This is a genomic window from Streptomyces sp. NPDC048257 (assembly GCF_043201855.1).
Lineage (GTDB): Bacteria > Actinomycetota > Actinomycetes > Streptomycetales > Streptomycetaceae > Streptomyces.
Map to the genome: position 1 here is coordinate 205,077 of NZ_JBICZI010000009.1, position 23,342 is coordinate 228,418.

Genomic DNA, 23,342 nt, shown 5'->3' on the forward strand with positions numbered 1-23,342 from the left:
CTGAACGACCGGGTGCACGACACGAGGGGCCCGGCCGCGCACCTGCGCGGCCGGGCCCCTCGCTGTTCCGTCAGTGCTGGTAGGCGGCGAGCGAGATGCCGACGTAGTGGGCGACGAAGGCCGCGAGGGTCAGCGAGTGGAAGACCTCGTGGAAGCCGAAGAAGCGGGGGGAGGGGTTCGGGCGCTTCATGCCGTAGATGACCCCGCCCACGCTGTAGAGCAGGCCGCCGACGATCACCAGGACCAGGACGGCGATCCCGCCGGTGCGCATGAAGTCGGGCAGGAAGAAGACCGCCGCCCAGCCCATGGCGATGTAGCAGGGGGTGTAGAGCCAGCGCGGGGCGCCGACCCAGAAGACGCGGAAGGCGATGCCGGCGGCGGCCGCGATCCACACCGCCCACAGCAGGGTCCGCCCGGTGGAGGGCGGCAGCAGCAGGACGGTCAGCGGGGTGTAGGTGCCCGCGATGATCAGGAAGATGTTGGCGTGGTCGAGCCGCCGCAGGATGGCCTCGCCCCGCGGTCCCCAGGTACCGCGGTGGTAGACCGCGCTCACGCCGAAGAGCAGGCAGGCCGTGAGGATGTAGACCCCACAGGCGACCCGTGCCCGGGTGGAGTCGGTGAAGGCCATGAGCACCAGGCCCGCGACGACCACCGCGGGGAACATCCCGAGGTGCAGCCAGCCGCGCAGCAGCGGCTTTTCCTCCAGGGCGGTCTCGGCCGCCTCCAGGGCCTCGACTACCGGTGTGGCCTCGACGACCGGGACGGCGGCGGCATCAGAAGTCATGCGCGCCATGCTACCTACGGGGCCGTAGCTTTCCGTCAGTGCTCTTTACGGAAGATTGACGGACGTGGCAATGCTCACGTGAGAGGCCCTCTGGACATATGCGCACATGCACCGGATGATCAGATGAGTGCGGTCGACACCGGATGAGCGGAGCGCGAAGCGTCCGGGTCGCAGCCCCCACGGGGCCTACACCAAACAAACCCCTCAACAAGGAGCAATCGTGGCGCGCGACAACGCGGCTCCCACCATCCCGACGACTCACCAGGAGCTGATCTCCTGGGTGGACGAGATCGCAGCCCTCACCCAGCCGGACCGCGTCGTCTGGTGCGACGGCTCCGAGGGCGAGTACGAGCGCCTGTGCGAGGAGCTCGTCGCCAAGGGAACGTTCAAGAAGCTCGACGAGACGAAGCGCCCGAACTCCTACTACGCCGCCTCCGACCCCTCCGACGTCGCGCGCGTCGAGGACCGTACCTTCATCTGCTCCGAGAAGGAGGAGGACGCGGGCCCGACCAACCACTGGAAGGCCCCGGCCGAGATGAAGGACCTCTTCTCGGGCGAGAAGGGGATCTTCCGAGGCTCCATGAAGGGCCGGACGCTGTACGTCGTCCCGTTCTGCATGGGCCCCCTCGGCTCCGAGCTCTCCGCGATCGGCGTCGAGATCACCGACTCCGCCTACGTCGCGGTCGCCATGCGCACCATGACCCGCATGGGCAAGGCCGTCCTCGACGAGCTCGGCACCGACGGCTTCTTCGTCAAGGCCGTCCACACCCTCGGCGCTCCGCTCGCCGAGGGCGAGGCCGACGTGCCGTGGCCCTGCAACACCACCAAGTACATCTCGCACTTCCCGGAGACCCGCGAGATCTGGTCCTACGGATCCGGCTACGGCGGCAACGCCCTGCTCGGCAAGAAGTGCTACGCCCTGCGCATCGCGTCCGTCATGGCCCGCGACGAGGGCTGGCTCGCCGAGCACATGCTGATCCTCAAGCTCACCCCGCCGGCCGGCGAGGGCGAGGCGAAGTACATCGCCGCCGCCTTCCCCTCCGCCTGCGGCAAGACGAACCTCGCCATGCTGGAGCCCACGATCCCCGGCTGGACCGTCGAGACCGTCGGTGACGACATCGCCTGGATGCGCTTCGGCGAGGACGGCCGCCTCTACGCGATCAACCCCGAGGCCGGCTTCTTCGGCGTCGCCCCCGGCACCGGCGAGCACACCAACGCCAACGCCATGAAGACCATGTACGCGAACACCGTCTTCACCAACGTCGCGCTCACCCCGGACGGCTCCGACGTGTGGTGGGAGGGCATGACCGAAGAGGCGCCCGCGCACCTGATCGACTGGAAGGGCAATGCCTGGACCCCGGAGTCCGGGACCCCGGCCGCCCACCCCAACGCCCGCTTCGCCGTCCCGGCCTCCCAGTGCCCGACGATCGCCCCCGAGTGGGAGGACCCCAAGGGCGTCCCGATCTCCGCGATCCTCTTCGGCGGCCGCCGCGCCTCCGCCGTGCCGCTGGTCACCGAGTCCTTCGACTGGAACCACGGCGTCTTCATCGGCTCGAACATCGCCTCCGAGAAGACCGCCGCCGCCGAGGGCAAGGTCGGCGAACTGCGCCGCGACCCCTTCGCCATGCTGCCGTTCTGCGGCTACAACATGGGCGACTACATGGGCCACTGGGTCGACGTCGCCAAGGGCAAGGACCAGTCCAAGCTCCCGAAGATCTACTACGTGAACTGGTTCCGCAAGAACGACGCGGGCAAGTTCGTGTGGCCCGGCTTCGGCGAGAACAGCCGCGTCCTCAAGTGGATCGTCGGCCGCCTCGACGGCGCCGCCGAAGGCGTCGAGACCCCCATCGGCATCCTGCCGACCAAGGACTCCCTCGACCTCGACGGCCTGGACCTCCCGGCCGAGGACCTCGACTTCCTCCTCACCGTCGACAAGGAAGTCTGGCGCGACGAGGCCTCCCTGGTCCCCGAGCACCTGAACACCTACGGCGACCACACTCCCAAGGAGCTGTGGGACCAGTACCACGCCCTCGTGGAGCGCCTGGGCTGAGCCAGGACACGCCCTGAAGAAGGGCCATCGAACGTGGGAGCCCCCGACCAAGCGGCGCCCACCGCTGTGGGAGCCCCCGACCAAGCGGTTCCCACCGCAGCACATGTCCCACCTCAGGAGCGTCCGCGCTCCTCGAGGTAGGCCGTGTGCGTCTGCTGACGGCGGGCCTCTGCTTCGCGGAGGTCCGCCGTCACTCTTTCCGCCTCCTCGTACAACAGGTCCAGCTGACGCTCCAGGTGGCGCTCCGGCGACTCCCCGCCCGGAGTGAACCGGTTCCACCAGCGGGTCCGGTTGTACGTGTCCACGCACTCCGGCACGTCCCGCCGGACCGCCCGGGACAGTGCATGCACCGCCTCCGGCTCGGTGGCCAGGACCTGCGCCACCCACCCCGGCTCCAGCAGCGCCCCGTACAGCTCCAGCAGCCCGGCCCACCTGGCCGCGGCCGCAGCCGGCAGCTCCACCTCGGCCAGGTACTCCCGCAGTCGCGTGAAGTCCGCGCGCAGGGCGCCGACCTCCTCGCTCGGGTCGAAGGGCGGCGGCGCCACCCGCTCCGGCGGAGCGATCAGCGCCCCCGCGCCGTACAGCCCGGCGACGACCAACGGCCAGTAGGCGCCGGCCGCCCCGGCGAGGGTCAGGCCCAGCCCGGCCACACCGCAGGCGGACCCGGTCAGGTTCTTCCGCGACTCCAGGTAGCCGAGCATCCGGCGGGCCCCGCGGGCCCTATTGGTAGCCACGGATCTCCTCGAAGGCTCCGGCCAGCGAACCGCCCCCAGCCACCGCTGGGGGGACCCCCGTGCCGGTGGCGTCGAAGAGCCGCCCGCCGGTCAGTTCGGTGATGTGGGTGAGCTCCTTGCGGTCCGAGTCGCCGAACAGCACCGCGAAGACGGGCGTCTGCTTCTGGGCCGGCGGCAGGGCCGCGTAGAAGGAGTCGAAGTGCCCGGCCCCGACGCCCTCGGTGTTCTCGCCGTCCGTCATCAGCACGATCGAGGTGAACGCGTCCGCGCCGCCCTTGCCGAGGTGCTGGTACGCCGCCTCCAGACTGCCGTAGACCGCCGTACCCCCCTCGGGCTCCAGCGACTTCACATCACCGCGGATCGCGTCCAGCGCGGGCCCCGGATTGCCGGGCTCGACGACGTGCGTCCGCACCTTCTTCACCCGGGACCCGAAGGGCAGCAGCGTCACCTCCTCGCGGTCGCGGAACCGCTGCCCGGTGCCCGAACTCCCCGAGCCCGTCAGGTCGGTGAGCGCCGACTTCAGCCGCCCGATCCGGTCCTTCTCGCTCATCGAACCCGAAGTGTCCAGGACGTACACCGTCCGCGAGGGCCGGCGCAGCTCGTTCTCGTACGAGGCCAGCAGCCCGTCGGCCACCGACCGCGAGCCGGGGAAGGGCAGTTCGCGCCGCTTCTCGGCGTCCAGCCCGGCCGCCGGCGCCACCCCGGCCGCCACCGGGCGGCGGAAGGTCTGCGTGGTGATCGCCTTCTGCGCCTCGGGGCCGCGCAGGTACTCCGTCAACGCCCGCCCCGCGTCACGGGCCCCGGCCGGGGCCGAGGTCAGCAGGGTCAGCGGGTAGTGGGCGGTGACCACGCCGTCGCGCGGCCGGATCACCGTGAGCGGAGCCCCGGCCTCCGTCGCATCCCGGTTCATGGACAGCAGCACCGACTCGTAGTTCACCAGCGCGTCCACGTCCCCGCGCTTGGCGTACGCGGTGACCAGCCACCCCGAGGAACCCGAGGTCAGCTTCTGCCCGGCGAAGAACTCCTTCAGCCGGGGCGCGGCCGCCTTCACGTCCGCGTCGCTCAGCGCCGCCTGCGCGCCCGACAGGCCCGAGGCCACCGACACCAGTGCCGAGAAACCGGAGTTGGAGCGCACCGGGTCCGTCATCCCGTACGTCAGCTTCCCGGCGGCGACGGCCTCGTGCACCGCAGGCCAGGTCACCTCTCCGGGCTGCCAGCCGAGCCGGGCCAGCGCCTCGGGCTTCACGCCGAGTGCGACCGGGGAGGACATCACCGGGGTCTCGCTGGAGAGCTTCCCGGCGGCCTCCGGCCGCAGGCGCAGGTAGTCGTTGGAGGACAGCCAGATCGCGTCGTACTTGCCGTCCGCCGCCCCCGAGGCGACCTGCTCGGCGGCGTCCAGCGTGCCGGACCAGGTCAGTTCGACGCTGATGCCGGTGGCGGCCCTGGCCGCCTTCAGTACGGGCTCCATGTCGCTGAGCTCGCTGGAGGCCAGCACCCGCAGGTGGCCCTCCTTGTACTTCGACTCCTCGGGCCTGGCCGGCCCGTCGGCGCTACAGCCCGTCGCGGCCATCAACCCGGCGAGAACCAAGCCGATCCAGCCCCGCCGGCGTCCGGGGGATGGCGAAAGGCCGGGGCGGGGAGAAGCTCCGCGCAGCGGCCTCACCGGGAGCCCCCATCGAGCGAACTGGTGGTCCGCGTCCGCGCGAGATGCGCCGACGCCGTCTGCAGCTCCCCGGCCAGCGACTCCACCGTCGCGGCCATGTTCTGCGTCGCCTGCACCTTGAACGCGTCGATCGCGTCCAGCGTCCGGTAGATCTGCGCGAACGCCGTCCGCAGCGTCTCCACGCCCACGGCCGGATCGGCCGCGATCCGCTGGATCTCGCCGCTCTGCGTGGAGAGCATCTCCGCGTTGCCCCGGATCAGCTCCTCGGTGGTCCCCTTCAGGGCGTTGACCTGCTCGATCACCTTGCGCTGGTGGTCGAGGGCCGAGGCCAGCATCACGGCGATCCGCAGCGCGGACACGGTGGTGGTGGCGGCCCGGTCGACGCCCTTGATCAACTCGTCGTTGTTGCGCCGGACCACGTCCATCGCCAGGTAGCCCTGCGCGCAGACGGCCAGTTGCGTCAGCAGGTCCTGGTGCTTCTGCCGGACCGGGAAGAGGACGTCCGCGCGCATCGCGTCGGCCGCGCCCGGATCGGTGGGGGCCGCCTCGGCGATCCGCTGCCCGACGGCGCCGTCCAGGGCTTCGGTCAGGACGGCGTACTCCTGGAGCCTGCCCATGGTCTCCCACAGGCGCGAACGCTCGGTGTGCAGGGCCGCGTTGTCGCGGCGCAGTTCGTCCTGGCCGCTGCGCAGCGAGCCCACGATCCTGTTGAGGGTGGCCTGCGAGGAGGCGTACTTCGCCACGTGGTCGCGGAACCTGCTGCCGCCCGGCAGCTTCGCGAGGAACCGGCCGACCCCCTTGCCCGGTGTGTCCCGTGGGTCGAGGTCCTCGACGGTGCGGCGCAGCTCGACGAGGGACCCGGCGACCCGGGCCTGGGCGTCGCCGCCGCCGTCGGAACCCAGCGAGCGTACGGCCCGTTCCAGCATCCGGTTGGACTGCTGGGCAGCGGTGCGCATGTCGGCCGAGCCCAATCCGGCGATCTCGCCGATGCGCTGCGCGAACTCCGGGGAGCGGGCGTCGATCGCGGCGAGCGAGCCGACGTACTCACCGGCCCGGCGGGCCATCTCCTCGTGGACGCCGTCCTGCAGCGGGACCAGTCCGGCGGCCTGCTCCCTGCGTACGGGGGCGACGGGCTCCGGAGGGCTCAGGCGGAAGGACGTGTCCTCGGGCGGTGTCAGTGTCATGGTGTGTCCCCCTGGCCCTTGGCGCGCTGGGCCAGCGCCATCAGGATCTTGACGGTGGGTGTGCCGACCTGGCGGATGCCGGTCAGCCCCGTGTTGAGGTAGGCGGTGTGCGGGGCGGTCGCGGAGGCGAACTCGGCCACGCCCTCCTGCGGGCGGAACCCGCGGAGCACGGCCAGCTCGCGCAGCTTCGGATCGGTGGCGAGGAGGGTGCCCAGCTCCTTCGCCGCGTCGGTCAGCGGCACGAAGGTGTGCGCCGAGTTGACGGTGGTGTCGGGGTAGAGCACGACCATGTCGCCCGGATCCTGCTTCTGCAGCAGCAGCGAGGCCACCTGGGACTCGTACACCAGGATCAGCGGCTCGCCGCTGCCGCTGATGAAGGCCCGGAAGGGGTCGTCGGTGCTGGGCTCCAGTGCGCCCTGGACGGAGATCAGCTTGCGCATCAGGGGCGCGGTGCGGGCGATGCCGGCGTCGTCGGCGACCACGGTGTTGCCGTTCGCGACGTTGGACGTGGCGGCGAGGAAGAGGGCGCCGGAGTTGGAGGAGGCCGGGTCGGTGGTCTTGACGAACACCGTGCCGGTCAGCTCGGCGTGGGCGGCCGAGCCGGGCAGCTGCTGCCAGGTGCGGTCCTCGCCGGAGGCCTTGAGGAAGGGACCCATGAGCAGGGTCCCGGTGTTCTTGCCGGTCATCCTGACGAGGCCGTTATCGGCCAGCACCCTCGCGGCGCCCGGACGGGCGATGACGACGAGCGGGGAGAAGAAGGGCCTGGTCTCCTGGGCCCCCTTGAGCCCGGCGGCGGCCGCGACCTCCTTGGCGGGTTCACTGCTGCTGGGGAAGGCGAAGTCGTACTCCTTGAGGGCGAGTTGGTCCATCGCCCAGGAGCCGGAGGTCTCCGTCTTCACGGTGTAGCCCTTGGCGGCAAGGGCCTTGACGACGTCGGGGTCGCGGAAGAATTCGGACTTCTCCGAGCCGATGACGCCACGCACGGTCTTCGTTGCCGTGGTTTCTGGGTGATCCTGCCCCTGGAAGGCGACGACGTAGAGCACGCCGCCGATCAGGAGGAGGCCCAGGACGATTCCTAGGATGCGTCTCACGGGTGCAGCGTGCTCGCGGAAACCCACATTCCGCGCCGAGTCGAATGAACGTCAGGTGTCCAGGCGGTCCCACTTCGAAATGCTGTGTGGGCCCGTGGGTGCTGGTGGGCGGGGCGGCGGCCCGGGAGGATCGGGGCATGGGCGTGAGCGCGTTGAAGTGGCAGGGCTGGCTGGTCGGCCTGGTGACGGTGGCCGGGCTGCTGGTGTTCGCCCCGCTGGGCCTGTACGTGTGGGCGAGCGGCGGCGATCCGCCGCAGGCGCCGCCGCGGGCGGCGGTGGAGGACGTACGGGTCACCGGGTGCCGAATCGATCCGGCGAGCCGGCGGGTGGTGGCCGCGGTGGAGGCGACGGGGCGGACCGAGGGCCCCGGCGCGTACGTCGTCACCGTCGAGTTCCGTGACCGCGCCGAAGCGGACCCGGGCAGGCGGGCCGCGCAGGTGCTGGTGAAGATCCCGGGAGTGGCCCCGGGCGCGACCGAGTACGGGGAGGCGGTCGGCCCGGTGTGGCCGGTGGCGACGGTGCCCTGGTGCGGGGTCGCCGGCGCGGAGTTCGCACGGACGACTTAGGGAGCAGCAGGCAGCAGGGAGTCGCCACCGGTCCTCACCGTGTGGCGATCAGCCGTTGTTGTTCACCTTGATGACGACCGTGCTGCACACCTTGTCGGCGAAGGTCTGCTTCTTCTCGTCCCACAGCGGCCACAGCCAGCCGATGTAGCAGGCCATGCTGTCGAGGATGTGGGCCAGCTTGCGGACGAACGCCATGCCGAAGCCGAGCGTGGCCCCGTCGAGCTCACGGTGCAGGCTGATACCGACGACCTTCTTGCCGATCGTCTGGCCGGTGGAGCCTTCCCGGTACAGCTGGAAGATGGTCATGCCGAGGGCGTACAGGACGCCGACCATGCTGAAGATGCCGGCGACCACCGACTCCTCGTTGCCGACGGCCGCGACGATGCCGATCAGCGCGTACATCGGGCCCGCGATGATCAGTGCATCGAGCAGGTACGCGCCCACGCGCAGACCCCAGTGGGCCAGCGGCGGCATGCCCGAACCCGGCATGCCCGGCATCCCCGGCGGCGGGTACGCGCCGTACGGCGGCGGGGCCTGCTGCGGGTAGCCGTACTGCGGAACGGCGCCCTGCGGCGGCTGCTGCGGGTAGCCGTACTGCGGCGGCACGCCCTGCGGGGCCTGCTGCGGGTGACCGGGCTGGCCCTGCGGGGGCTGGCCGTAGGGGTTGTTCGGGTCGCCGAAGCTCATGGGCGAATCTCTCCAGAATGCTCGAACGGGGACGAAGCGGAGCTGGAGGAGATTGACCATGTGGAGCGGCCTCCCCCGTGCTGCCGCGATCTTTCAGCCCTCATCGTGTTCGGAGCACCGGGTTCTGTCCAATTTCCGCCCCTGCCACAGGCCCGCGGGAAAGGGACGTGGCGCCCGGTCCGGAGCCTCCGCGGCCCCGGACCGGGGCCGTCTAGAGGGCGCCGGCCAAGTCCGGGGACTTCAGGGCGGCGGCGTGCGCGTCCATGCGCTCGGCGGCGAGGATCGCGACGGTGGTGTCGGCGCGGGACGCGGCGACGAGGAGAGCGCGGGCGGCGAGGTCGTGTGCGCGCTGGTGCAGTGCGGCGGCGTCCTCGGCGGAGTGCCGGGGTGCGCGGGCGGGCTGGGCCCCGCGCAGTCGTGCGACCTGCGCGGCGATCTCGGCGGCGCCTTCGTCGAGCCCGAGCTCGTCGGTGACGGCGAGCAGGGCCGCGAGGTGGCCGGCGAGCTGGATGTCCAGCGCTTCGGCGCGGCTGCTGTGCGGATAGTCGGCCGGGGTCGCGCCCATGCGCTGGACGACCGGCTTCGTGCGGATCGGCTCGTACATGAGGTGGCCTCCTGCGTGGTCAGGAGACCATCCTACATTGGATTGGTTCTAAAGTTGAGCTGAATCCTGCTGTTGGGGGGTGTGTCTCGCCGGATGGACTCCGGCGAGACCGCCCGGGCGCGGCTACAGCTGGCTGTAGCCGTCGAGGAAGTTCCCGATCCGCGTCACGGCATCGGCCAGGTCCTTGGCGTTCGGCAGGGTCACGATCCGGAAGTGGTCGGGCTCGGGCCAGTTGAAGCCCGTACCGTGCACCACCATGATCTTCTCGGCCCGCAGCAGGTCGAGGACCATCTGCCGGTCGTCCTTGATCTTGTAGACGGACGGGTCCAGCCTGGGGAAGGCGTACAGCGCGCCCTTCGGCTTCACGCAGGTGACACCGGGGATCTGGGTGAGCAGGTCGTACGCGACGTTGCGCTGCTCCAGGATCCGCCCGCCGGGCAGGACCAGGTCCTCGATCGACTGCCGGCCGCCGAGCGCGGTGGCCACGGCGTGCTGCGAGGGCATGTTCGCGCACAGGCGCATGTTCGCCAGGACCGTGAGGCCCTCGATGTAGCAGGAGGCGTGCTTCTTGGGACCGCAGACCGCCATCCAGCCGGCCCGGTAGCCGGCGACGCGGTAGTTCTTCGAGAGCCCGTTGAAGGTCAGCGTCAGCAGGTCCGGAGCGATCGCGGCGGTGTTGTGGTGCACGGCGCCGTCGTAGAGGATCCGGTCGTAGATCTCGTCCGAGCAGACGACCAGGTTGTGGCGGCGCGCGATGTCCGTGAGCCCGCGCAGCATCTCTTCGTCGTAGACGGCACCGGTCGGGTTGTTCGGGTTGATGATCACGATCGCCTTGGTGCGATCGGTGACCTTGCGTTCGATGTCGGCGAGGTCGGGCATCCAGTCGGCCTGCTCGTCGCAGCGGTAGTGCACGGCCGTGCCGCCGGCGAGCGAGACGGAGGCGGTCCACAGCGGGTAGTCCGGCGCGGGGACCAGGACCTCGTCGCCGTCGTCCAGCAGCGCCTGCATCGACATCTGGATCAGCTCGGAGACGCCGTTGCCGAGGTAGATGTCCTCGACGTCCAGGTCGATGCCCTTGGTCTGGTAGTGCTGCATGACCGCGCGGCGCGCGGAGAGCAGCCCCTTCGCGTCGCCGTAACCGTGGGCGGAGCCCAGGTTGCGCAGCATGTCCTCAAGGATCTCCGGAGGGCAGTCGAAGCCGAAGGCCGCGGGGTTGCCCGTGTTGAGCTTGAGGATGCGATGACCTGCTGCTTCGAGCCGCATCGCCTCTTCGAGCACGGGGCCGCGGATCTCGTAACAGACATTGGCGAGTTTGGTTGACTGGATCACCTGCATGACGGGAGCTTACGGGCCCGGGTGCGAGCTTGACGTGTGTTTTCGAAGAGAGGCTCGAAGGGCGATTTGTCCCAGTTCGGGCAATGGGTGGGTGGGGGAGTGGTCCCCCCTTGGAATCCGGGGCCGGGCTGCGCTCCGACCTGCGGAATGGGTGGGGCGGGCGGGCGTGCGAATGCGCGGTGTTGCGCTCGTCACCCCGGGCCGAGTAGGCCGCATGAGTGCGCCGGGTGATGCGGTGCGTGAGTACGAGGCATGAGTACGCGGGATGAGTACGCGCACTCATGCGGGGCGCGGGTGTCGCGGTGGAGGCTGGATGCGTGAACCAGGGGGCGCGGCGGACGCCGTCCTGGCGGCCGGGGCCGTCTTCGTGACGCTGCTCCCGCCGGTGGTCCTGAACGGCGGCAACTGAGGGGCGCGAGACAGTGGTTTTCGTAGTCGGTGACATGGAGATCGCCACGGTCGGCACGGATGGCGACGACCGGGCGATCGAGTTCCTGGTCAGGCCGGAAGGGGTCGCGGAGGAAGGTCACTTCGCGATCTTCCGCGAACACGACCAGGGCTGGGAGACGGCCCGCCTCACGATCGACCCCCAGTCGGGCAGCGTCCCGCTGGCGGCGGTGGAATGGGCGGTGGAGTTCGCCCGCGAGTACCTCTGAGGGGGCGGGGCGGGGGGCGGGGGCGGGGTCGGGGCGGCAGGCCGGGTCCGGGCGTACGGGGGTCGCTCGGGCGCGGGGGCTTCGGCGGCGGGAGCCGGGCGGGCGGGGTCGAGGGGTTGGGCGGGGCTTCGGGGGCCCCGGCTGGGCGGGGTCGGGAGGTGCGGCGGGGCTTCGGGGGGCCCCGGCTGGGCGGGGTCGGGAGGGTGCGGCGGGGGTCCGGGTGTGCGGGGGCTGAGCGGGTGGCATCGAGAGGTGCGGCGGGCTTCGGGTCTCGGCTGGGCGGGGTCGGGAAGTGTGGCGAGGTCCCGGGTGCGCAGGAGTCGCGCGGGCGCATTGAGAGGTGCGGCGGGGTTTCGGCGGCGGGAGCCACTCGGGCGGCATCAGAGATGGGTATGGGGGTTTCCCGTCAGTCTCATCGTCTCTCCGGTTCGGGCCGGTCCCTCAAGGGCGCTCGTTCCTCGCGTCGCTACGCGATGTCGCTGCGCTCCACCCTTGACCGACCGTCCCGCCCCGGAAAGTCGAAGACTGCCGGGAAGCCCCCAAAAGAACGAGCCGGGCCAAGGCCAAAGGGACGGCCTCGTCGGAGATGCCCGACCCGGTCGGGCGCAAGAGGCACGACAGGCAGACGGGCCCATCACATCCACCGGCCGGGTCAGGGCGCGCGCCCCATCGCTACGCGCTCCTCACCTCTCAGCGTCCGACGACCGTCTGGGGCTGGGCATAAGCCGCCCACCGCCTGGGCGCTTCCCACTCCCCGCGTCCGACGACCGTCTGTGGCTGGACATAAGCCGCCCACAGCCTCAGCACTCTCTCTTTGACTGCGACCGGCCGCCGTCAGAGGCCATTGAGAGGGATGGTCGGCTGATTCCTCGCCTCAGCCGAGGTGGGGGCGGGTCAGCGCGAGGACGGCACCACAAAGCCACACCCAAACAAGGGTAATTGGGGCAAACGGTCAGCCTTCCGAGCCGCACACACTCACTGACCAGAGCCCACCTCGACATAGCCGCCGTATGACGCCCCGCACCCTCCGACAGCCATCAGACGCATCGCACGAGGAGCACCCAAGAGGTGTGGGCGGCCTATGCCCAGCCGCAGACGGTCGCCGGACGCACGTCGAGCGTCGAACCGAGGCTGTGGGCGGCCTTACGTCCACCCCCGACAGCCGTCAGACGCCATCGAAGAGAGCGCCCAGGAGGCGTGGGCGGTCTATGCCCAGCCCAAGACGGTCGCCGGACGCATGTCGAGCATCGAACCGAGGTCTTGGGCGGCCTTTGCCCAGCCCAAGACGGTCGTCGGACGCATGTCGAGCACCGAACCGAGGTCGTGGGCGGCTTATGCCCAACCCAAGGCGGTCGTCGGACGCATGTCGAGGGCCGGGCCGAGGTCGTGGGCGGCCTATGCCCAGCCGCAGACGGTCGTCGGACGCATGTCGAGGGCCGGGCCGAGGTCGTGGGCGGCCTATGTCCAGCCCAAGACGGTCGTCGGACGCTGAGAGGTGAGGAGCGCGTAGCGATGTGGCGCGCCCCACCGACCCGGCCGGTGGGTGTGACGGGCCCCGCCTGTCGGTCGCGCCCCCTTGCGCCCGACCGGGCCGGGCGTCTCCGACCGCCCCGTCCCTGAAAAGAAGCACCCGGCTCGTTCTTTTGGGGGCTTCCCGACAGTCTTCGACTTTCCGGGGCGGGACGGTCGGTCAAGGGTGGCCGAAGGCCATCGCGAAGCGACGCGAGGAACGAGCGCCCTTGAGGGACCGGCACGACACGGAGAGACGATGAGACTGACGGGAAACCCCCATACACATCCCTGATGCCGATCAACTGGCTCCCGCCCACCCGAAGCCACCGCCCCGGGTCCTGATGCCGCCCGCGCGACTCCCGCACACCCGGACCCCCGCCGCACTTCCCGACCCCGCCCAGCCGGGACCCGGCCCCCCGGAGCTCCCGCCCTGCGTCACGACCCCGCCCCCTCGGCTCCCGCCCCCTCGGCTCCCGCCCCCCGACGCCCCGCCCCCGTCGGTGGCCCCGAATATCCTTTCGGGATGAAGCCGCTCAGGATCATCGCCGGGGATGCGACGAGTCCCCAGGCCAAGGGGCCCAAGGTCATCGCGCACGTCTGCAATGACCTCGGGGGGTGGGGGAAGGGCTTCGTGCTGGCCGTTTCGAAGCGGTGGGGCGAGCCCGAGGCCGCGTACCGGGCCTGGCATCGGGGGCGCAGCGGGAACGACTTCGGGCTGGGGGCCGTGCAAGTGGTGCGGGTGAAGCCCGACGTGTGGGTGGCCAACATGGTCGGTCAGCGCGGCATGCGGACCGGGAGCGGAGGGCCGCCGGTGCGTTACGACGCCATCGAGCGGTGTCTCGTCACGCTGGCCGGTCATGCCGTCGAGCTCGGGGCGAGCGTGCACATGCCGCGCATCGGGTGCGGGCTCGCGGGCGGCACGTGGACGCGGATCGAGCCGCTGATCACCGGGGCGTTGTGTGCGCGGGACGTGGAAGTGACGGTGTACGACCACGGGTGAGTCGATCGGCTCAGCCCCGGACCTGCCATGCCGGGTGCGGGGTCCGGGGTGCGCGCCGCTTGCGGGCTTCGAGCGTGAGGAACACGGCTCCGGAGACGACTGTCGTGGTGAACGACAGCGTCAGGTTGGCCGGCCTCGATACCGCCCAGACTCCCAGGGCGCTCACCCACGCCGCCGCGGAACCGGCAGCCAGGGCCACCAGCAGCGTGATTCTGGCTCCGAGCGGCAGCCTGCGGCTCACCGCGACGGTCGCGTACCCCAGGACCGCGCTTGCCGTGAGGGTCGCGACCAGGCCCACGATCATGAGGGCAAGCACGAGGACGAAGAGGACCAGGGCCATGCCGCGCCGACCTCCGCACTCGTGGCGACCGGTCGCGAGGGCAGGCGGAGTCACATCCCGCTGTTCCGGCAGGTTCACCGGTGGTCATACTGCCAGAATGTTTGAACGTGTTCAATGTTGCCCCCGTGTCACCCGGAGGCCTCGGTGTCGGCGCCCCGGCCAGGGGGTGGGGGCGTGGCACGATCGCGGGATGGAGTACCGGTACGCAGCCGAGGCCGACGCGGCCGCCATGGCGGAGCTCTTCGCCGCCAACCGTCGCGACGCGCTGACCGAGCGGCAGCGGGCCGAGCAGGGGTTCGTGCAGGGCGGGTTCGACGTCGGCGCGCTGCGGGCCATGGCCGGTGCGCGGGAGCTGCTGGTCGCGGACGACGGCGGCCGGGTCGTCGGCCTGCTCGCGCTCTCGGTGCCCACGGCCCTGGCCGACCCGCCGCCGCCGGTCGTGGGCCTGCTCCGGGCCCAGGCGGCCCTGAAGTGGCACGGGCGTCCGCTGACCGAGGTGCGGTGGCTGCTCTACGGGCCGGTCGTGGTGGACGCCGCGTACCGGGGGCGGGGTGTGGCCCGGGCGCTGTTCACGATGGCCGTGGCGGCGGCCTCGGAGCGCGCCGAAGCCGTGGTCGCCTTCATCGAGGCCGGGAACGTGCCGTCCTGGAAGGTGCACGTCGACGGCTTCGGCATGGTCCCGCTGGGCGACTTCGTCGCGGGCGGACGCACGTACAGCGCGGTGGCCGCGCCCACCTTCTAGGCCTCGTGTTCCAGGATCACCAGCGGGATCTCGCGGGGCCGGGCCGCGGTGCGGTCGTCCTCGAACGGGGGCCACAGGGCCGTCATCATCTCCCAGTACATCTCCCGCTCCTGGGGCGTGGCGGTGCGCGCCTGCGCCGTGAAGGCGGCCGCACCGACCTGGAGGCGGACCTCCGGGTGGGCGGTGAGGTTCCGGTACCAGCGGGGGTGTTCCGGGGCGCCGTAGGCGGAGGCCAGGACGATGTACCGGCCCGCGTCCTCGCCGTAGATCAGCGGGCAGCGGACGGTGCGGCCGCTGATGCGGTCGAGCGTGGTCAGCAGGAGGGTGGGGACTCCGTGCCAGAGGTGCCCGTCGGCTCCAGCGGTCGTCACGTAGGCGCGGACGTGGTCGAGGCGAGGGCCCGGTCGCGGGTCGGTGGGGTGGTCCCAGTCGACGTCGAGTGCGTGCATTTTCCTGTCCTTAGGGTTGTGTCCCCCTTGCGGCTAACGAGCATTAACGATTCTGGATGCGCCCGACCCATAGCGCACCCGTACAGGTCTGGACCAAGCTCGTCGTATGGATCTGGAGCTGAGGCACCTCAAGATCGTCAGGGCCGTCGCCGACGCCGGGAGCCTGACCCGGGCGGCCACCGCGCTCGGCCTCGCGCAGCCCGCGCTCAGTACGCAGCTGAAGCGGATCGAGCGGACGCTGGGCGGCTCGCTGTTCGTGCGCGGGCGGGAGGGCGTACGGGCCACCGCGCTCGGGGAGCTGGTGCTGGAGCGGGCCAGGGTGCTGCTGCCCGCGGTGTGCGAGCTCCAGGAGGACGCGCAGCGGTTCGCCCGGCAGGGGGCGCCCGGCCACCGGCTCGGCGGGACGCACGGGCCGCTGCTCGGCGGGCTCGTGGACCGGCTTGCGCACCGGGAACCCGGCGTGCCCGTGACCACGTACACCTCCTGGTCGGAGAGGGAGGTCGCCGCCGGTGTCGCCGCGGGGCGCCTGGACTTCGCGCTGGTCGGGGTCTGCGGGGAGAGCGCGCCGCCCGAGCCAGGGCGCCTCGCCTGGATGGAGGTGGCGCGCGATCCTGTGTACGTGATGCTCGCCGAGGACCATCCGCTGGCCCTGGCCCCGCGCACGGAGATCGAGCTGGCCGAGCTGGCCGCCGAGGCGTGGACGGACGTTCCCGGTGACGGGTGCTTCGGCGACTGCTTCGCCGCGGCCTGCGTGCGGGCCGGTTTCACGCCCGCCTGCGTCTACGAGACCGACACCGCCTCCTGTGTGCACCTGGTGCAGGTGGGGCGGGCGGTCGGCCTGTGCCGGGCCACCTTCCCGGTGACCCCGGGGGTGGTCACGCGGCCGCTCGCCGGGACCCCGCTCGTGTGGCGGCACCTGCTGGGCTGGCACCCCGCGGCGCGCGCCGCGGCCCGGGCCGCGGAGGTGCTGGAGCACGCCCGCGCCGCGCACGCGCAGGCACTGGCCAGGTCGGCGGGCGGCCTGCCGGCAGGCCTGCGGACAGCGGACGACCCCGCCCCGGGGGGCGACCCCGGGGCGGAGCTGTCGGCAGCATCCGTATCGCGCTGGAGCCGTACCTACGGCAGATAGCGCTCGATGACCTGCGGGCCCTCCTTCTCGATCAGCAGGCGAGCCTTCTCGATCCGCTCCGGAGTCGGGTCGTGGCCGGTCGCCATCACGAGGTCCTCGGGGTCGTACGGCCGCTCCCCGCCCGTGAAGAGCCGGTCCGACCGTGTGGGCTGCTCGTCGGGTTCACTGACCATCGCGTACCTCCTACGGTTTTCCCCTGGCCCCATCCTCCGGCCGCCGCCCCATGAACGCACCTCGGCCGCCGCCGCCCGCCCGCAGGACTCGGGCCGTCCGCCCGTGGGCCGAGGGGGTGTCGTGCCGATCAGGCCGGGCTCGCGTCACCTGGCACGCACGCTCGCACCAGGCACCGCTCCCTGATCCGGCCCGATCGACAAGACACCCCTCGGGCATAACACCGGGGGAGGGGCCAACCGGCAGCTCCCGCACGGCGGTTCGGATTTCTACGGTTTCCGCAGACCCCCACCGGAAACCGAGGAGATCCCCCATGCTCAAGCGACACGCCCGCGCGGCGTGTACCGCCCTGGCCGCCGCCGGGCTGCTGCTGGCCGGGACCGGCGGCGCCACCGCCGATTCCGCCCCGCCCGCCCCCTCCGCGGCGGCCACCCTGCGCACCGCGGACGCCCCGCCCGAGCTGCTCGCCGCGATGCAGCGCGACCTCGGCCTGACCCCCACGCAGGCCAAGGCGCGACTCGCCCACGAGGCCGAGGCGGGGGCCACCGCGGCCCGGCTGCGGGACCGGCTCGGCGCCGCCTTCGCCGGGGCCTGGGTGGACGGGGCCGACGCCGGCACCCTCACCGTGGCGACGACGCGGTCCGCCGACACCGCCGCGATACGGGCCACCGGCGCCCGGGCGAAGCTGGTCACCCGCACCCTGGCCGACCTGGACGCCGACAAGGTTGCGCTGGACCGGGCCGCAGGACCCGCCACCCCGGTCCGCTACGTCGACCCGCGCTCCAGCACCCTGGTCGTCGAGGAGACCGAGGCGGGGGCGGCGGCCGCACTGCTGGCCGCCACCGGCACCGCCCCGGACCGGGTCACGGTGATCCGTACGGACGCGGCCCCGCGCCCGCTGTACGACCTGCGTGGCGGGGACGCGTACTACATGAACGGCAGCGGCCGCTGCTCCGTGGGCTTCCCCGTCACCAAGGGGTCCACGAGCGGCTTCGCCACCGCCGGGCACTGCGGCCGCGCCGGCACCACCACCAGCGGCTTCAACCAGGTCGCCCAGGGCTCCTTCCAGGCCTCGGTCTTCCCCGGCAACGACATGGCCTGGGTGGCGGCGAACACCCAGTGGACGGCGACCCCGTACGTGAAGGGCAGCGGCGGCGCGAACGTGCAGGTCACCGGCTCCGTGCTGCAGCCGGTCGGGGCGTCGGTATGCCGTTCCGGATCGACCACCGGATGGCACTGCGGCACGATCCAGCAGCACAACACCAGCGTCACCTACCCCGAGGGCACCATCTCGGGCGTGACCCGGACGACGGTCTGCGCCGAGCCGGGCGACTCGGGCGGCTCCTACATCTCCGGGAGCCAGGCCCAGGGCGTCACCTCGGGCGGTTCCGGCAACTGCTCCAGCGGCGGGACCACCTTCTTCCAGCCGCTGAACCCGATCCTGTCGGCGTACGGACTCACCCTCAAGGTCACCGGCAGCGACCCCGGCCCGGGCCCCGGCCCCGGACCCGGCGACCCCGAGCCGGGCGGCACCTGGAAGGCGGGCACCGTCTACGCGGCCGGCGCCACCGTCACCCACGGCGGCTCGACCTACCGCTGCCTCCAGGGGCACCAGGCCCAGACGGGCTGGGAGCCGCCGAACGTCCCGGCCCTCTGGCAGCGGGTGTAGCCCGCACAGCCCCGCGCGTGAACGCGCGGACCGGTGCCGTGACTGCCAAGGGGGGAGTCACGGCACCTCCGCGTGCGCAGGGCTCAGGCGTTGGTCACGGCCAGCAGCGTGCCGAGCGCGCCGAGGGCGGTCAGCACGCCGCAGATCCACAGGTTCAGGGCCTTGTGCTCCCAGAAGACCGCGATGAACTCGCGGATGGTGGCGCTCGGCCAGTAGTACTTCGCGGTGGGCGAGCCCAGCACCTGCCCGTTGACCCCGGTCTTGCGGGCCAGCATCGCCGACCGGAAGGCATGGAAGTTGTTGGTGACCACCACGCACCGGTAGGCCGGGTCGTGCGCCGTCATGATGTCCCGGCTGAAGCGCATGTTCTCCTCGGTCGTGGTGGACCGGTCCTCCACGGCGATGTGCTCCGCCGGCACGCCCTGCCCGATCAGCCAGTCCGCCATCGCCCGCGCCTCGGCGACCTTCTCGTCCGAGCCCTTGCCGCCCGAGGTGAGCAGCACCGGCGGGCGGCCGCCGCGGGCCAGCTGGGCCGCGTAGATCTGCTGCCCCTTGCGCAGGCGCGAGGCCAGCAGCGGCGGCACCTGGTCCCCGCCGACCAGGCCCGAGCCCAGCATGACCACGTGGTCGACGTCGCCGCGGACCTTGATCCGCCCGTAGAGGAAGGCGTAGCCGAGGAAGCAGAGGAAGACGAAGGAGACGTAGCCGGCGACCAGGGTGATCGTCGCCGCGATGCCGCCCAGGAGGGGGGAGCCGGAAATGCCCACGAGCAGCAGCATCGCGATCATCGCGAAGACGCCCAGTCCCGCGAGCATCGTCAGCAGGTTGGCCGGGCGGCCGCCCTCCTTGCGGATCATGGTCACGCCGTTGGCGATGAGGAAGACGCCCAGTCCCAGGGTGGCGAACGCGGGCGAGGCGAAGACGAGGACGAGGACGGCGACGGACGCCCAGCCCGGCAGTTTCCCCACCTGGAGGAGGACGGCGAAGGAGGCGGCGACGACGGTCAGTCCGAACAGCACGGCGTTGAGGAAGCGTCGCCGGTCCTGCCGGGCGCTGATGCAGAACGCGAGGAAAAGCAGGGCGGCAAGGGCGAAGGCGACCATGGCGACCATCGTAGATGTCTGATTTACCGAAGATCGTGGGCGGTTCGGCGCACCGAGCGCCCGGCCAGCACGTCCGTCCGGCGCCCGTCGCGCATGACGAAGCGCCCGTCGATCAGGACGTGCGGGATGCCGGTCGGCAGCGCGCGCGGCCGCTCGTACGTGGACCCGGCCGCGACCGTGTCCGGGTCGAACAGGACGAGGTCGGCGCGGTGGCCCACCCGGACCAGGCCCCGGTCGGGCAGCCGTAGGCGCGCCGCGGGGCGGCCGGCCAGGTGCGCGACGCACTCCTCCAGGGAGAGCAGGCCGAGTTCGCGGACGTAGTGGCCGAGGTAGTGGGGGAAGGTGCCGTAGGCGCGCGGGTGCGGTTTCGCGCCCTGGAGGATGCCGTCGGAGCCGCCGGTGTGGACCCGGTGGCGCATGATCGCCCGGACGTTCTCCTCGTGGCCGACGTGCTGCAGGATCGTCGGCGCGAGCCGGTCGCCCAGCAGGAGCCGGCGGGCGGTCTCCCAGCCGTCGACGCGCGTGCCGACGTACGAGCCGTAGGCGGGGTCGGCGGTGCCCGAGATCTCGATCGTCGACCAGTCGACGGGCACCCCGTGGCAGCCGTCGGCGCCCTCGACCTCCAGGGCGCGGCGGATCTGCTCGGCCTGGGTGTCGTCGCGCAGCCGGGCCAGGACCGCCCCGGGCCCGCCCTCGTTCGCCCAGCCGGGGAGGAGCGCGACGAGGGTGGTGCAGCCGGGGGTGTACGGGTAGCTGTCGAGGGTGATGTCGGCGCCTCCGGCCAGGGCCGCGTCGAGCAGGGCGAGCAACTCGGGGGCACGGCCCCGGTTCTCGCCGAAGTTCATCGTGGCGTGTGCGAGGTGCAGGGCGCAGCCGGCCTCCCGGGTGAGGGCGACCATCTCCGCGTAGGCGGCCAGCGCGCCGTGGCCGTAACTGCGGTGGTGCGGGCAGTAGTAGCCGCCGAAGCGGGCCACGACCCGGCACAGCTCGGTCAGTTCGGCGCCGGTGGCGTACATGCCGGGGGTGTAGGTGAGGCCGGAGGACAGGCCGACGGCGCCCTGGGCCAGGCCGTCGGCGACGAGCCGGCGCATCCGGTCCAGCTCGGCCTCGGTCGCCGGGCGGTCCTCCCAGCCGAGGGCGTACGCGCGGACCGTGCCCTGGGGGACCAGGTAGGCGGCGTTGACCGCGATGCCCTCGCCGTCGAAGCCGCGGTCCAGCCGGTCGAGGTACCCGCCGACCGTGCGCCAGTCGAAGTCGACGTCGTCGCCGGGGCCGTTCCAGCCGGCGATGGCGGCCCGTACCTCGCCCAGCGTGCGCTCGTCGACGGGCGCGTACGACAGGCCGTCCTGGCCCAGGACTTCGAGGGTCACGCCCTGAGCGGCCTTGGCGCTGTGGTCCGGGTCGCGGAGCAGGGCGAGGTCGCTGTGGGCGTGCATGTCGACGAAGCCCGGGGCGAGGGCGAGGCCGTGCGCGTCGAGGTTCTCGCGGCCTCCGGACAGCCTGCCGATCTCGGCGATCCGGCCCTCGTGGACGCCGATGTCGGCGGTGTACGAGGGCCCGCCCGTGCCGTCGACGACGCGGGCCCCCCGGATGACCAGGTCCACCGGCCGGCGCCTAGAAGAAGGTGCGGACGTAGTCGGTGACGGTGCCGTCCGCCTCCACGACCGGGATCAGCGGCCACTTCTCGAAGATCGTGCAGGGGTGGGACATGCCGAGGGCCACCCAGTCGCCGACCTGCACGTCCTCGGCCGAGTCGGTCTCCAGCCAGGCGTGCTGGTCGGACAGTTTGACCACGCGGACGCCGGTGGCGGGGCGCTCCTCGCTGGTGAGGGCGTCACGGACCAGTTCGGCCTCGGGCAGGCCCAGGTCGTAGGCGATGTCGCGCTTGCCCGCGTTGACGAAGGCCTGGGTGGGGGAGGGGCGGGAGACGACCTGGGTCCACAGCCGGAACGCCGGGCGCAGCCCGCCCTCTTCGGGGTGCCGGTTGAAGGGGGTCAGGCGGGTGTACCAGCCGTGGTCGTGGGAGACGTACGCGCCGGAGCGGAGCAGCTTGAGGACGGGGCGGGAGAGCTCCGGCAGCTCGGCGAACACGTCGGCCACCGCGTCGAACCAGGCGGAGCCGCCGGCGCTGACGACGATCTCGTCGAGGTCCGCGGCGAACCGGCCGGCCTTGTCGAACTCGACGGCGAGGCCGGTGAGCCGGCTCAGGTACGCGTGGACGGAGCCGGGGTCGGCGCCCGGGACCTCGGCCTCGTAGCCGCCCAGGCCCACGAGGCGCAGGGAGGCGGCCGCGGCGACGGCGTCGGCGACGGCGCGGCAGTCCTCGTCGGTACGGGCCCCGGTACGGGCGCCCTCGCCGGCGCCGAGCTCGACGACGACGTCGATGCGGGCGGCCGGGGTCCGGCCCCGGAGGGCGCGGTCCATGAGCTCGACCCCGCGCACGGAGTCGACGTAGCAGACGAAGCGGAAGCCGGGGTCGGCGGCGAGCTCGTCGGCGACCCAGCGCAGGGCGGCGGGGTCGACGAGCTCGTTGGCGAGGAAGATCCGCTGGATGCCGAAGGCGCGGTAGACGCGGGCCTGGTGGGGGACGGCGGCGGTGATGCCCCACGCGCCGTGCTCCAGCTGGCGGCGGAAGAGCTGGGGGGACATGCAGGTCTTGCCGTGCGGGGCGAAGGCCAGGTCGTGGCGGGCGGCGTAGGCGCCCAGCGCGGTGAGGTTGTGCTCCAGCGCCTCGGCGTCGAGGGTCAGGACGGGGGTGGTGAAGCCTCCGGTGTGCAGGTCCCGCCGCTCGGCGGCGAGCTGCCCGACGGTGAGGCCGGACGCCTGGGCGTCCGGGGGGAGGCCCTTGAACCGGTGGTCGACCGGCTCGTCGGCGAGGTCCTTGACGGGGTCGCTGGCGCTGGCCATGCGGGTGCCTCCGGGGTTGCGTGGTGTGCAACGGTCGTTGCGTGTGCCGCTGCATGCTGTCTAACATCCCGGGTGACGACGGGTCAACGTTGTCCTATGCGCCGCCGCTGCATCTTCAGCCCCGCCGGCGTTCGAGGCGCGGGTCCGGGCGGAACCCGGTGCGCCGGCCGAGCCGGTGGTGCAGTGACCGTACGAGAGGACGAGGATGAGCCAGTCCGTGGAACGGGCACTCGCGGTGCTGCCGCTGCTCGCGCGCGGCCCCGCCGGCCTCGGGGCGGTCGCCGAGGCGCTCGGCGTGCACAAGAGCACCGCGCTGCGGCTGCTGCGCACCCTGCACGAGCACGGCTTCGTCTACCGCCAGGGCGACGGCCGCTACCGCCTCGGCGCGCAGCTCTTCGCGCTCGCCGCCGAGGCCATCGAGAACCTGGACGTCCGGGAGATTGCGCACCCCCACCTCGTGGAGCTCAACAGGGCCACCGGGCACACCGTTCACCTGGCCCTCCACCAGGACGGCGAGGTCGTGTACGTCGACAAGGTCGACAGCCGCTATCCGGTCCGCATGTACTCCCGCATCGGCAGGCCCGTGGCCCTGACGGTCGCCGCCGTGGCCAAGCTGCTCCTCGCCGACCTGCCCGAGGCCGAGCGCCGGGACCTCGCCGACCGGATCGACTACCCCCGCTACACCGCCCGCTCCACCCCGGACGCGGCGGCCTTCCTGCGCGAACTGGACCTCGTACGGGAGCAGGGCTGGGCCACCGACTTCGGCGGCCACGAGGAGTCCGTCAACTGCCTCGGGGCGCCCGTGCACGGGCCGGACGGGAGGGTCGTCGCCGCGCTGTCGGTGTCCGCGCCCGGTGTGGTCCTCGCCGCCGAGGGGCTGCTCGAACTGCTGCCGCAGGTGCTGCGTACCGCCGGAGCCATCAGCCAGGACTACTCAGGAGCACAGGAGAGCACGTGAGCGAGCAG

General features: G+C 72.1%; 22 protein-coding genes. 8 read left to right on the forward strand and 14 right to left on the reverse strand.

What is annotated here, in order from left to right; genetic code table 11:
• Positions 1–70: 70 nt before the first annotated feature.
• The gene (locus tag ACGFZK_RS20280) at positions 71–784 is read right to left on the reverse strand and encodes a hemolysin III family protein (RefSeq protein WP_393850243.1); all 714 of its coding nucleotides are present in this window, start codon (positions 782–784) and stop codon (positions 71–73) included.
• Positions 785–1,004: 220 nt separating this feature from the next.
• On the opposite strand from ACGFZK_RS20280, the gene ACGFZK_RS20285 reads away from it, so the two are divergent.
• The gene (locus tag ACGFZK_RS20285) at positions 1,005–2,834 is read left to right on the forward strand and encodes a phosphoenolpyruvate carboxykinase (GTP) (RefSeq protein WP_393850244.1); all 1,830 of its coding nucleotides are present in this window, start codon (positions 1,005–1,007) and stop codon (positions 2,832–2,834) included.
• A gap of 113 nt (positions 2,835–2,947) precedes the next feature.
• Here ACGFZK_RS20285 and ACGFZK_RS20290 read toward each other — a convergent pair whose 3' ends face one another.
• The 4 genes from ACGFZK_RS20290 to ACGFZK_RS20305 form a co-directional block, all read right to left on the reverse strand.
• The gene (locus ACGFZK_RS20290) at positions 2,948–3,568 is read right to left on the reverse strand and encodes a hypothetical protein (protein WP_393850245.1); all 621 of its coding nucleotides are present in this window, start codon (positions 3,566–3,568) and stop codon (positions 2,948–2,950) included.
• Positions 3,555–5,138 carry an extracellular solute-binding protein gene (locus ACGFZK_RS20295; RefSeq protein WP_393850312.1) on the reverse strand — a complete coding sequence of 528 codons (1,584 nt, stop codon included), beginning with the start codon at positions 5,136–5,138 and terminating at the stop codon, positions 3,555–3,557. The genes ACGFZK_RS20290 and ACGFZK_RS20295 overlap by 14 nt, the downstream gene beginning before the upstream one ends.
• An 89-nt stretch (positions 5,139–5,227) precedes the next feature.
• Positions 5,228–6,415, reverse strand: a complete 1,188-nt coding sequence (locus ACGFZK_RS20300) for a toxic anion resistance protein (protein WP_393850246.1) — start codon at positions 6,413–6,415, stop codon at positions 5,228–5,230.
• Positions 6,412–7,506 (reverse strand): hypothetical protein, encoded by a 1,095-nt coding sequence (locus ACGFZK_RS20305; protein ID WP_393850247.1) that lies wholly within the window; start codon positions 7,504–7,506, stop codon positions 6,412–6,414. Before ACGFZK_RS20305 ends, ACGFZK_RS20300 begins: the two co-directional genes overlap by 4 nt.
• Positions 7,507–7,649: 143 nt before the next feature.
• On the opposite strand from ACGFZK_RS20305, the gene ACGFZK_RS20310 reads away from it, so the two are divergent.
• A complete protein-coding gene (locus ACGFZK_RS20310) occupies positions 7,650–8,072 on the forward strand; it encodes a hypothetical protein (protein ID WP_393850248.1) in 423 nt (140 codons plus the stop codon).
• A 48-nt stretch (positions 8,073–8,120) separates the two neighbouring features.
• On the opposite strand, the gene ACGFZK_RS20315 is transcribed toward ACGFZK_RS20310, so the two are convergent.
• The 3 genes from ACGFZK_RS20315 to ACGFZK_RS20325 all read right to left on the reverse strand — a co-directional run bounded on the left by ACGFZK_RS20315 (position 8,121) and on the right by ACGFZK_RS20325 (position 10,698).
• Positions 8,121–8,759, reverse strand: a complete 639-nt coding sequence (locus tag ACGFZK_RS20315) for an RDD family protein (protein WP_393850249.1) — start codon at positions 8,757–8,759, stop codon at positions 8,121–8,123.
• Positions 8,760–8,970: 211 nt separating this feature from the next.
• On the reverse strand, positions 8,971–9,363 hold the full coding sequence (locus ACGFZK_RS20320) for a hypothetical protein (RefSeq protein ID WP_393850250.1): 393 nt from the start codon (positions 9,361–9,363) through the stop codon (positions 8,971–8,973).
• A 123-nt stretch (positions 9,364–9,486) separates the two neighbouring features.
• A complete protein-coding gene (locus ACGFZK_RS20325) occupies positions 9,487–10,698 on the reverse strand; it encodes a pyridoxal phosphate-dependent aminotransferase (protein WP_393850251.1) in 1,212 nt (403 codons plus the stop codon).
• Between the two features lie 422 nt (positions 10,699–11,120).
• Between ACGFZK_RS20325 and ACGFZK_RS20330 the strand changes: the two genes are divergently transcribed.
• Both ACGFZK_RS20330 and ACGFZK_RS20335 read left to right on the forward strand, forming a co-directional pair.
• Positions 11,121–11,354 (forward strand): hypothetical protein, encoded by a 234-nt coding sequence (locus ACGFZK_RS20330; RefSeq protein ID WP_393850252.1) that lies wholly within the window; start codon positions 11,121–11,123, stop codon positions 11,352–11,354.
• Positions 11,355–13,389: 2,035 nt separating this feature from the next.
• Positions 13,390–13,866 (forward strand): macro domain-containing protein, encoded by a 477-nt coding sequence (locus ACGFZK_RS20335; protein ID WP_393850253.1) that lies wholly within the window; start codon positions 13,390–13,392, stop codon positions 13,864–13,866.
• A 10-nt stretch (positions 13,867–13,876) separates the two neighbouring features.
• Here ACGFZK_RS20335 and ACGFZK_RS20340 read toward each other — a convergent pair whose 3' ends face one another.
• Positions 13,877–14,206, reverse strand: coding sequence for a hypothetical protein (locus tag ACGFZK_RS20340; RefSeq protein ID WP_393850254.1), 330 nt, complete (start codon positions 14,204–14,206; stop codon positions 13,877–13,879).
• A gap of 190 nt (positions 14,207–14,396) precedes the next feature.
• Between ACGFZK_RS20340 and ACGFZK_RS20345 the strand changes: the two genes are divergently transcribed.
• Complete coding sequence (locus tag ACGFZK_RS20345; RefSeq protein ID WP_393850255.1) at positions 14,397–14,948, forward strand: GNAT family N-acetyltransferase; 552 nt, start codon at positions 14,397–14,399, stop codon at positions 14,946–14,948.
• On the opposite strand, the gene ACGFZK_RS20350 is transcribed toward ACGFZK_RS20345, so the two are convergent.
• A complete protein-coding gene (locus tag ACGFZK_RS20350) occupies positions 14,945–15,397 on the reverse strand; it encodes a nitroreductase/quinone reductase family protein (RefSeq protein ID WP_393850256.1) in 453 nt (150 codons plus the stop codon). The two genes, ACGFZK_RS20345 and ACGFZK_RS20350, sit on opposite strands and share 4 nt — an antisense overlap.
• A gap of 106 nt (positions 15,398–15,503) precedes the next feature.
• On the opposite strand from ACGFZK_RS20350, the gene ACGFZK_RS20355 reads away from it, so the two are divergent.
• A complete protein-coding gene (locus tag ACGFZK_RS20355; protein ID WP_393850257.1) occupies positions 15,504–16,526 on the forward strand; it encodes a LysR substrate-binding domain-containing protein in 1,023 nt (340 codons plus the stop codon).
• Here the strand turns inward: ACGFZK_RS20355 and ACGFZK_RS20360 are convergent.
• Positions 16,514–16,699 (reverse strand): hypothetical protein, encoded by a 186-nt coding sequence (locus ACGFZK_RS20360; RefSeq protein WP_052876506.1) that lies wholly within the window; start codon positions 16,697–16,699, stop codon positions 16,514–16,516. The two genes, ACGFZK_RS20355 and ACGFZK_RS20360, sit on opposite strands and share 13 nt — an antisense overlap.
• Positions 16,700–17,010: 311 nt before the next feature.
• Between ACGFZK_RS20360 and ACGFZK_RS20365 the strand changes: the two genes are divergently transcribed.
• Positions 17,011–18,366: a carbohydrate-binding protein gene (locus tag ACGFZK_RS20365; protein ID WP_393850258.1), complete on the forward strand. Its 1,356-nt coding sequence runs from the start codon at positions 17,011–17,013 to the stop codon at positions 18,364–18,366.
• Between the two features lie 83 nt (positions 18,367–18,449).
• On the opposite strand, the gene ACGFZK_RS20370 is transcribed toward ACGFZK_RS20365, so the two are convergent.
• The 3 genes from ACGFZK_RS20370 to ACGFZK_RS20380 are packed head-to-tail and all read right to left on the reverse strand — an operon-like array spanning position 18,450 to position 22,376.
• Entirely contained in the window at positions 18,450–19,469 is a 1,020-nt protein-coding gene (locus ACGFZK_RS20370) for a YdcF family protein (RefSeq protein WP_393850259.1), read from the reverse strand.
• Between the two features lie 23 nt (positions 19,470–19,492).
• The gene (locus ACGFZK_RS20375) at positions 19,493–21,073 is read right to left on the reverse strand and encodes an amidohydrolase family protein (protein ID WP_393850260.1); all 1,581 of its coding nucleotides are present in this window, start codon (positions 21,071–21,073) and stop codon (positions 19,493–19,495) included.
• Between the two features lie 10 nt (positions 21,074–21,083).
• On the reverse strand, positions 21,084–22,376 hold the full coding sequence (locus ACGFZK_RS20380; RefSeq protein WP_393850261.1) for an alanine racemase: 1,293 nt from the start codon (positions 22,374–22,376) through the stop codon (positions 21,084–21,086).
• A 205-nt stretch (positions 22,377–22,581) separates the two neighbouring features.
• Between ACGFZK_RS20380 and ACGFZK_RS20385 the strand changes: the two genes are divergently transcribed.
• Positions 22,582–23,334 carry an IclR family transcriptional regulator gene (locus ACGFZK_RS20385; RefSeq protein WP_393850262.1) on the forward strand — a complete coding sequence of 251 codons (753 nt, stop codon included), beginning with the start codon at positions 22,582–22,584 and terminating at the stop codon, positions 23,332–23,334.
• Positions 23,335–23,342: the final 8 nt, after the last annotated feature.

What these genes read in the sequence shown, in the direction of transcription:
- ACGFZK_RS20280 (WP_393850243.1), bottom strand. Translation starts at nt 784, where the DNA reads ATGACTTCTGATGCCGCCGCCGTCCCGGTCGTCGAGGCCACACCGGTA.
- ACGFZK_RS20295 (WP_393850312.1), bottom strand. Translation starts at nt 5,138, where the DNA reads ATGGCCGCGACGGGCTGTAGCGCCGACGGGCCGGCCAGGCCCGAGGAG.
- ACGFZK_RS20300 (WP_393850246.1), bottom strand. Translation starts at nt 6,415, where the DNA reads ATGACACTGACACCGCCCGAGGACACGTCCTTCCGCCTGAGCCCTCCG.
- ACGFZK_RS20315 (WP_393850249.1), bottom strand. Translation starts at nt 8,759, where the DNA reads ATGAGCTTCGGCGACCCGAACAACCCCTACGGCCAGCCCCCGCAGGGC.
- ACGFZK_RS20320 (WP_393850250.1), bottom strand. Translation starts at nt 9,363, where the DNA reads ATGTACGAGCCGATCCGCACGAAGCCGGTCGTCCAGCGCATGGGCGCG.
- ACGFZK_RS20325 (WP_393850251.1), bottom strand. Translation starts at nt 10,698, where the DNA reads ATGCAGGTGATCCAGTCAACCAAACTCGCCAATGTCTGTTACGAGATC.
- ACGFZK_RS20335 (WP_393850253.1), top strand. Translation starts at nt 13,390, where the DNA reads ATGAAGCCGCTCAGGATCATCGCCGGGGATGCGACGAGTCCCCAGGCC.
- ACGFZK_RS20340 (WP_393850254.1), bottom strand. Translation starts at nt 14,206, where the DNA reads ATGGCCCTGGTCCTCTTCGTCCTCGTGCTTGCCCTCATGATCGTGGGC.
- ACGFZK_RS20345 (WP_393850255.1), top strand. Translation starts at nt 14,397, where the DNA reads ATGGAGTACCGGTACGCAGCCGAGGCCGACGCGGCCGCCATGGCGGAG.
- ACGFZK_RS20350 (WP_393850256.1), bottom strand. Translation starts at nt 15,397, where the DNA reads ATGCACGCACTCGACGTCGACTGGGACCACCCCACCGACCCGCGACCG.
- ACGFZK_RS20355 (WP_393850257.1), top strand. Translation starts at nt 15,504, where the DNA reads ATGGATCTGGAGCTGAGGCACCTCAAGATCGTCAGGGCCGTCGCCGAC.
- ACGFZK_RS20360 (WP_052876506.1), bottom strand. Translation starts at nt 16,699, where the DNA reads ATGGTCAGTGAACCCGACGAGCAGCCCACACGGTCGGACCGGCTCTTC.
- ACGFZK_RS20365 (WP_393850258.1), top strand. Translation starts at nt 17,011, where the DNA reads ATGCTCAAGCGACACGCCCGCGCGGCGTGTACCGCCCTGGCCGCCGCC.
- ACGFZK_RS20370 (WP_393850259.1), bottom strand. Translation starts at nt 19,469, where the DNA reads ATGGTCGCCTTCGCCCTTGCCGCCCTGCTTTTCCTCGCGTTCTGCATC.
- ACGFZK_RS20380 (WP_393850261.1), bottom strand. Translation starts at nt 22,376, where the DNA reads ATGGCCAGCGCCAGCGACCCCGTCAAGGACCTCGCCGACGAGCCGGTC.
- ACGFZK_RS20385 (WP_393850262.1), top strand. Translation starts at nt 22,582, where the DNA reads ATGAGCCAGTCCGTGGAACGGGCACTCGCGGTGCTGCCGCTGCTCGCG.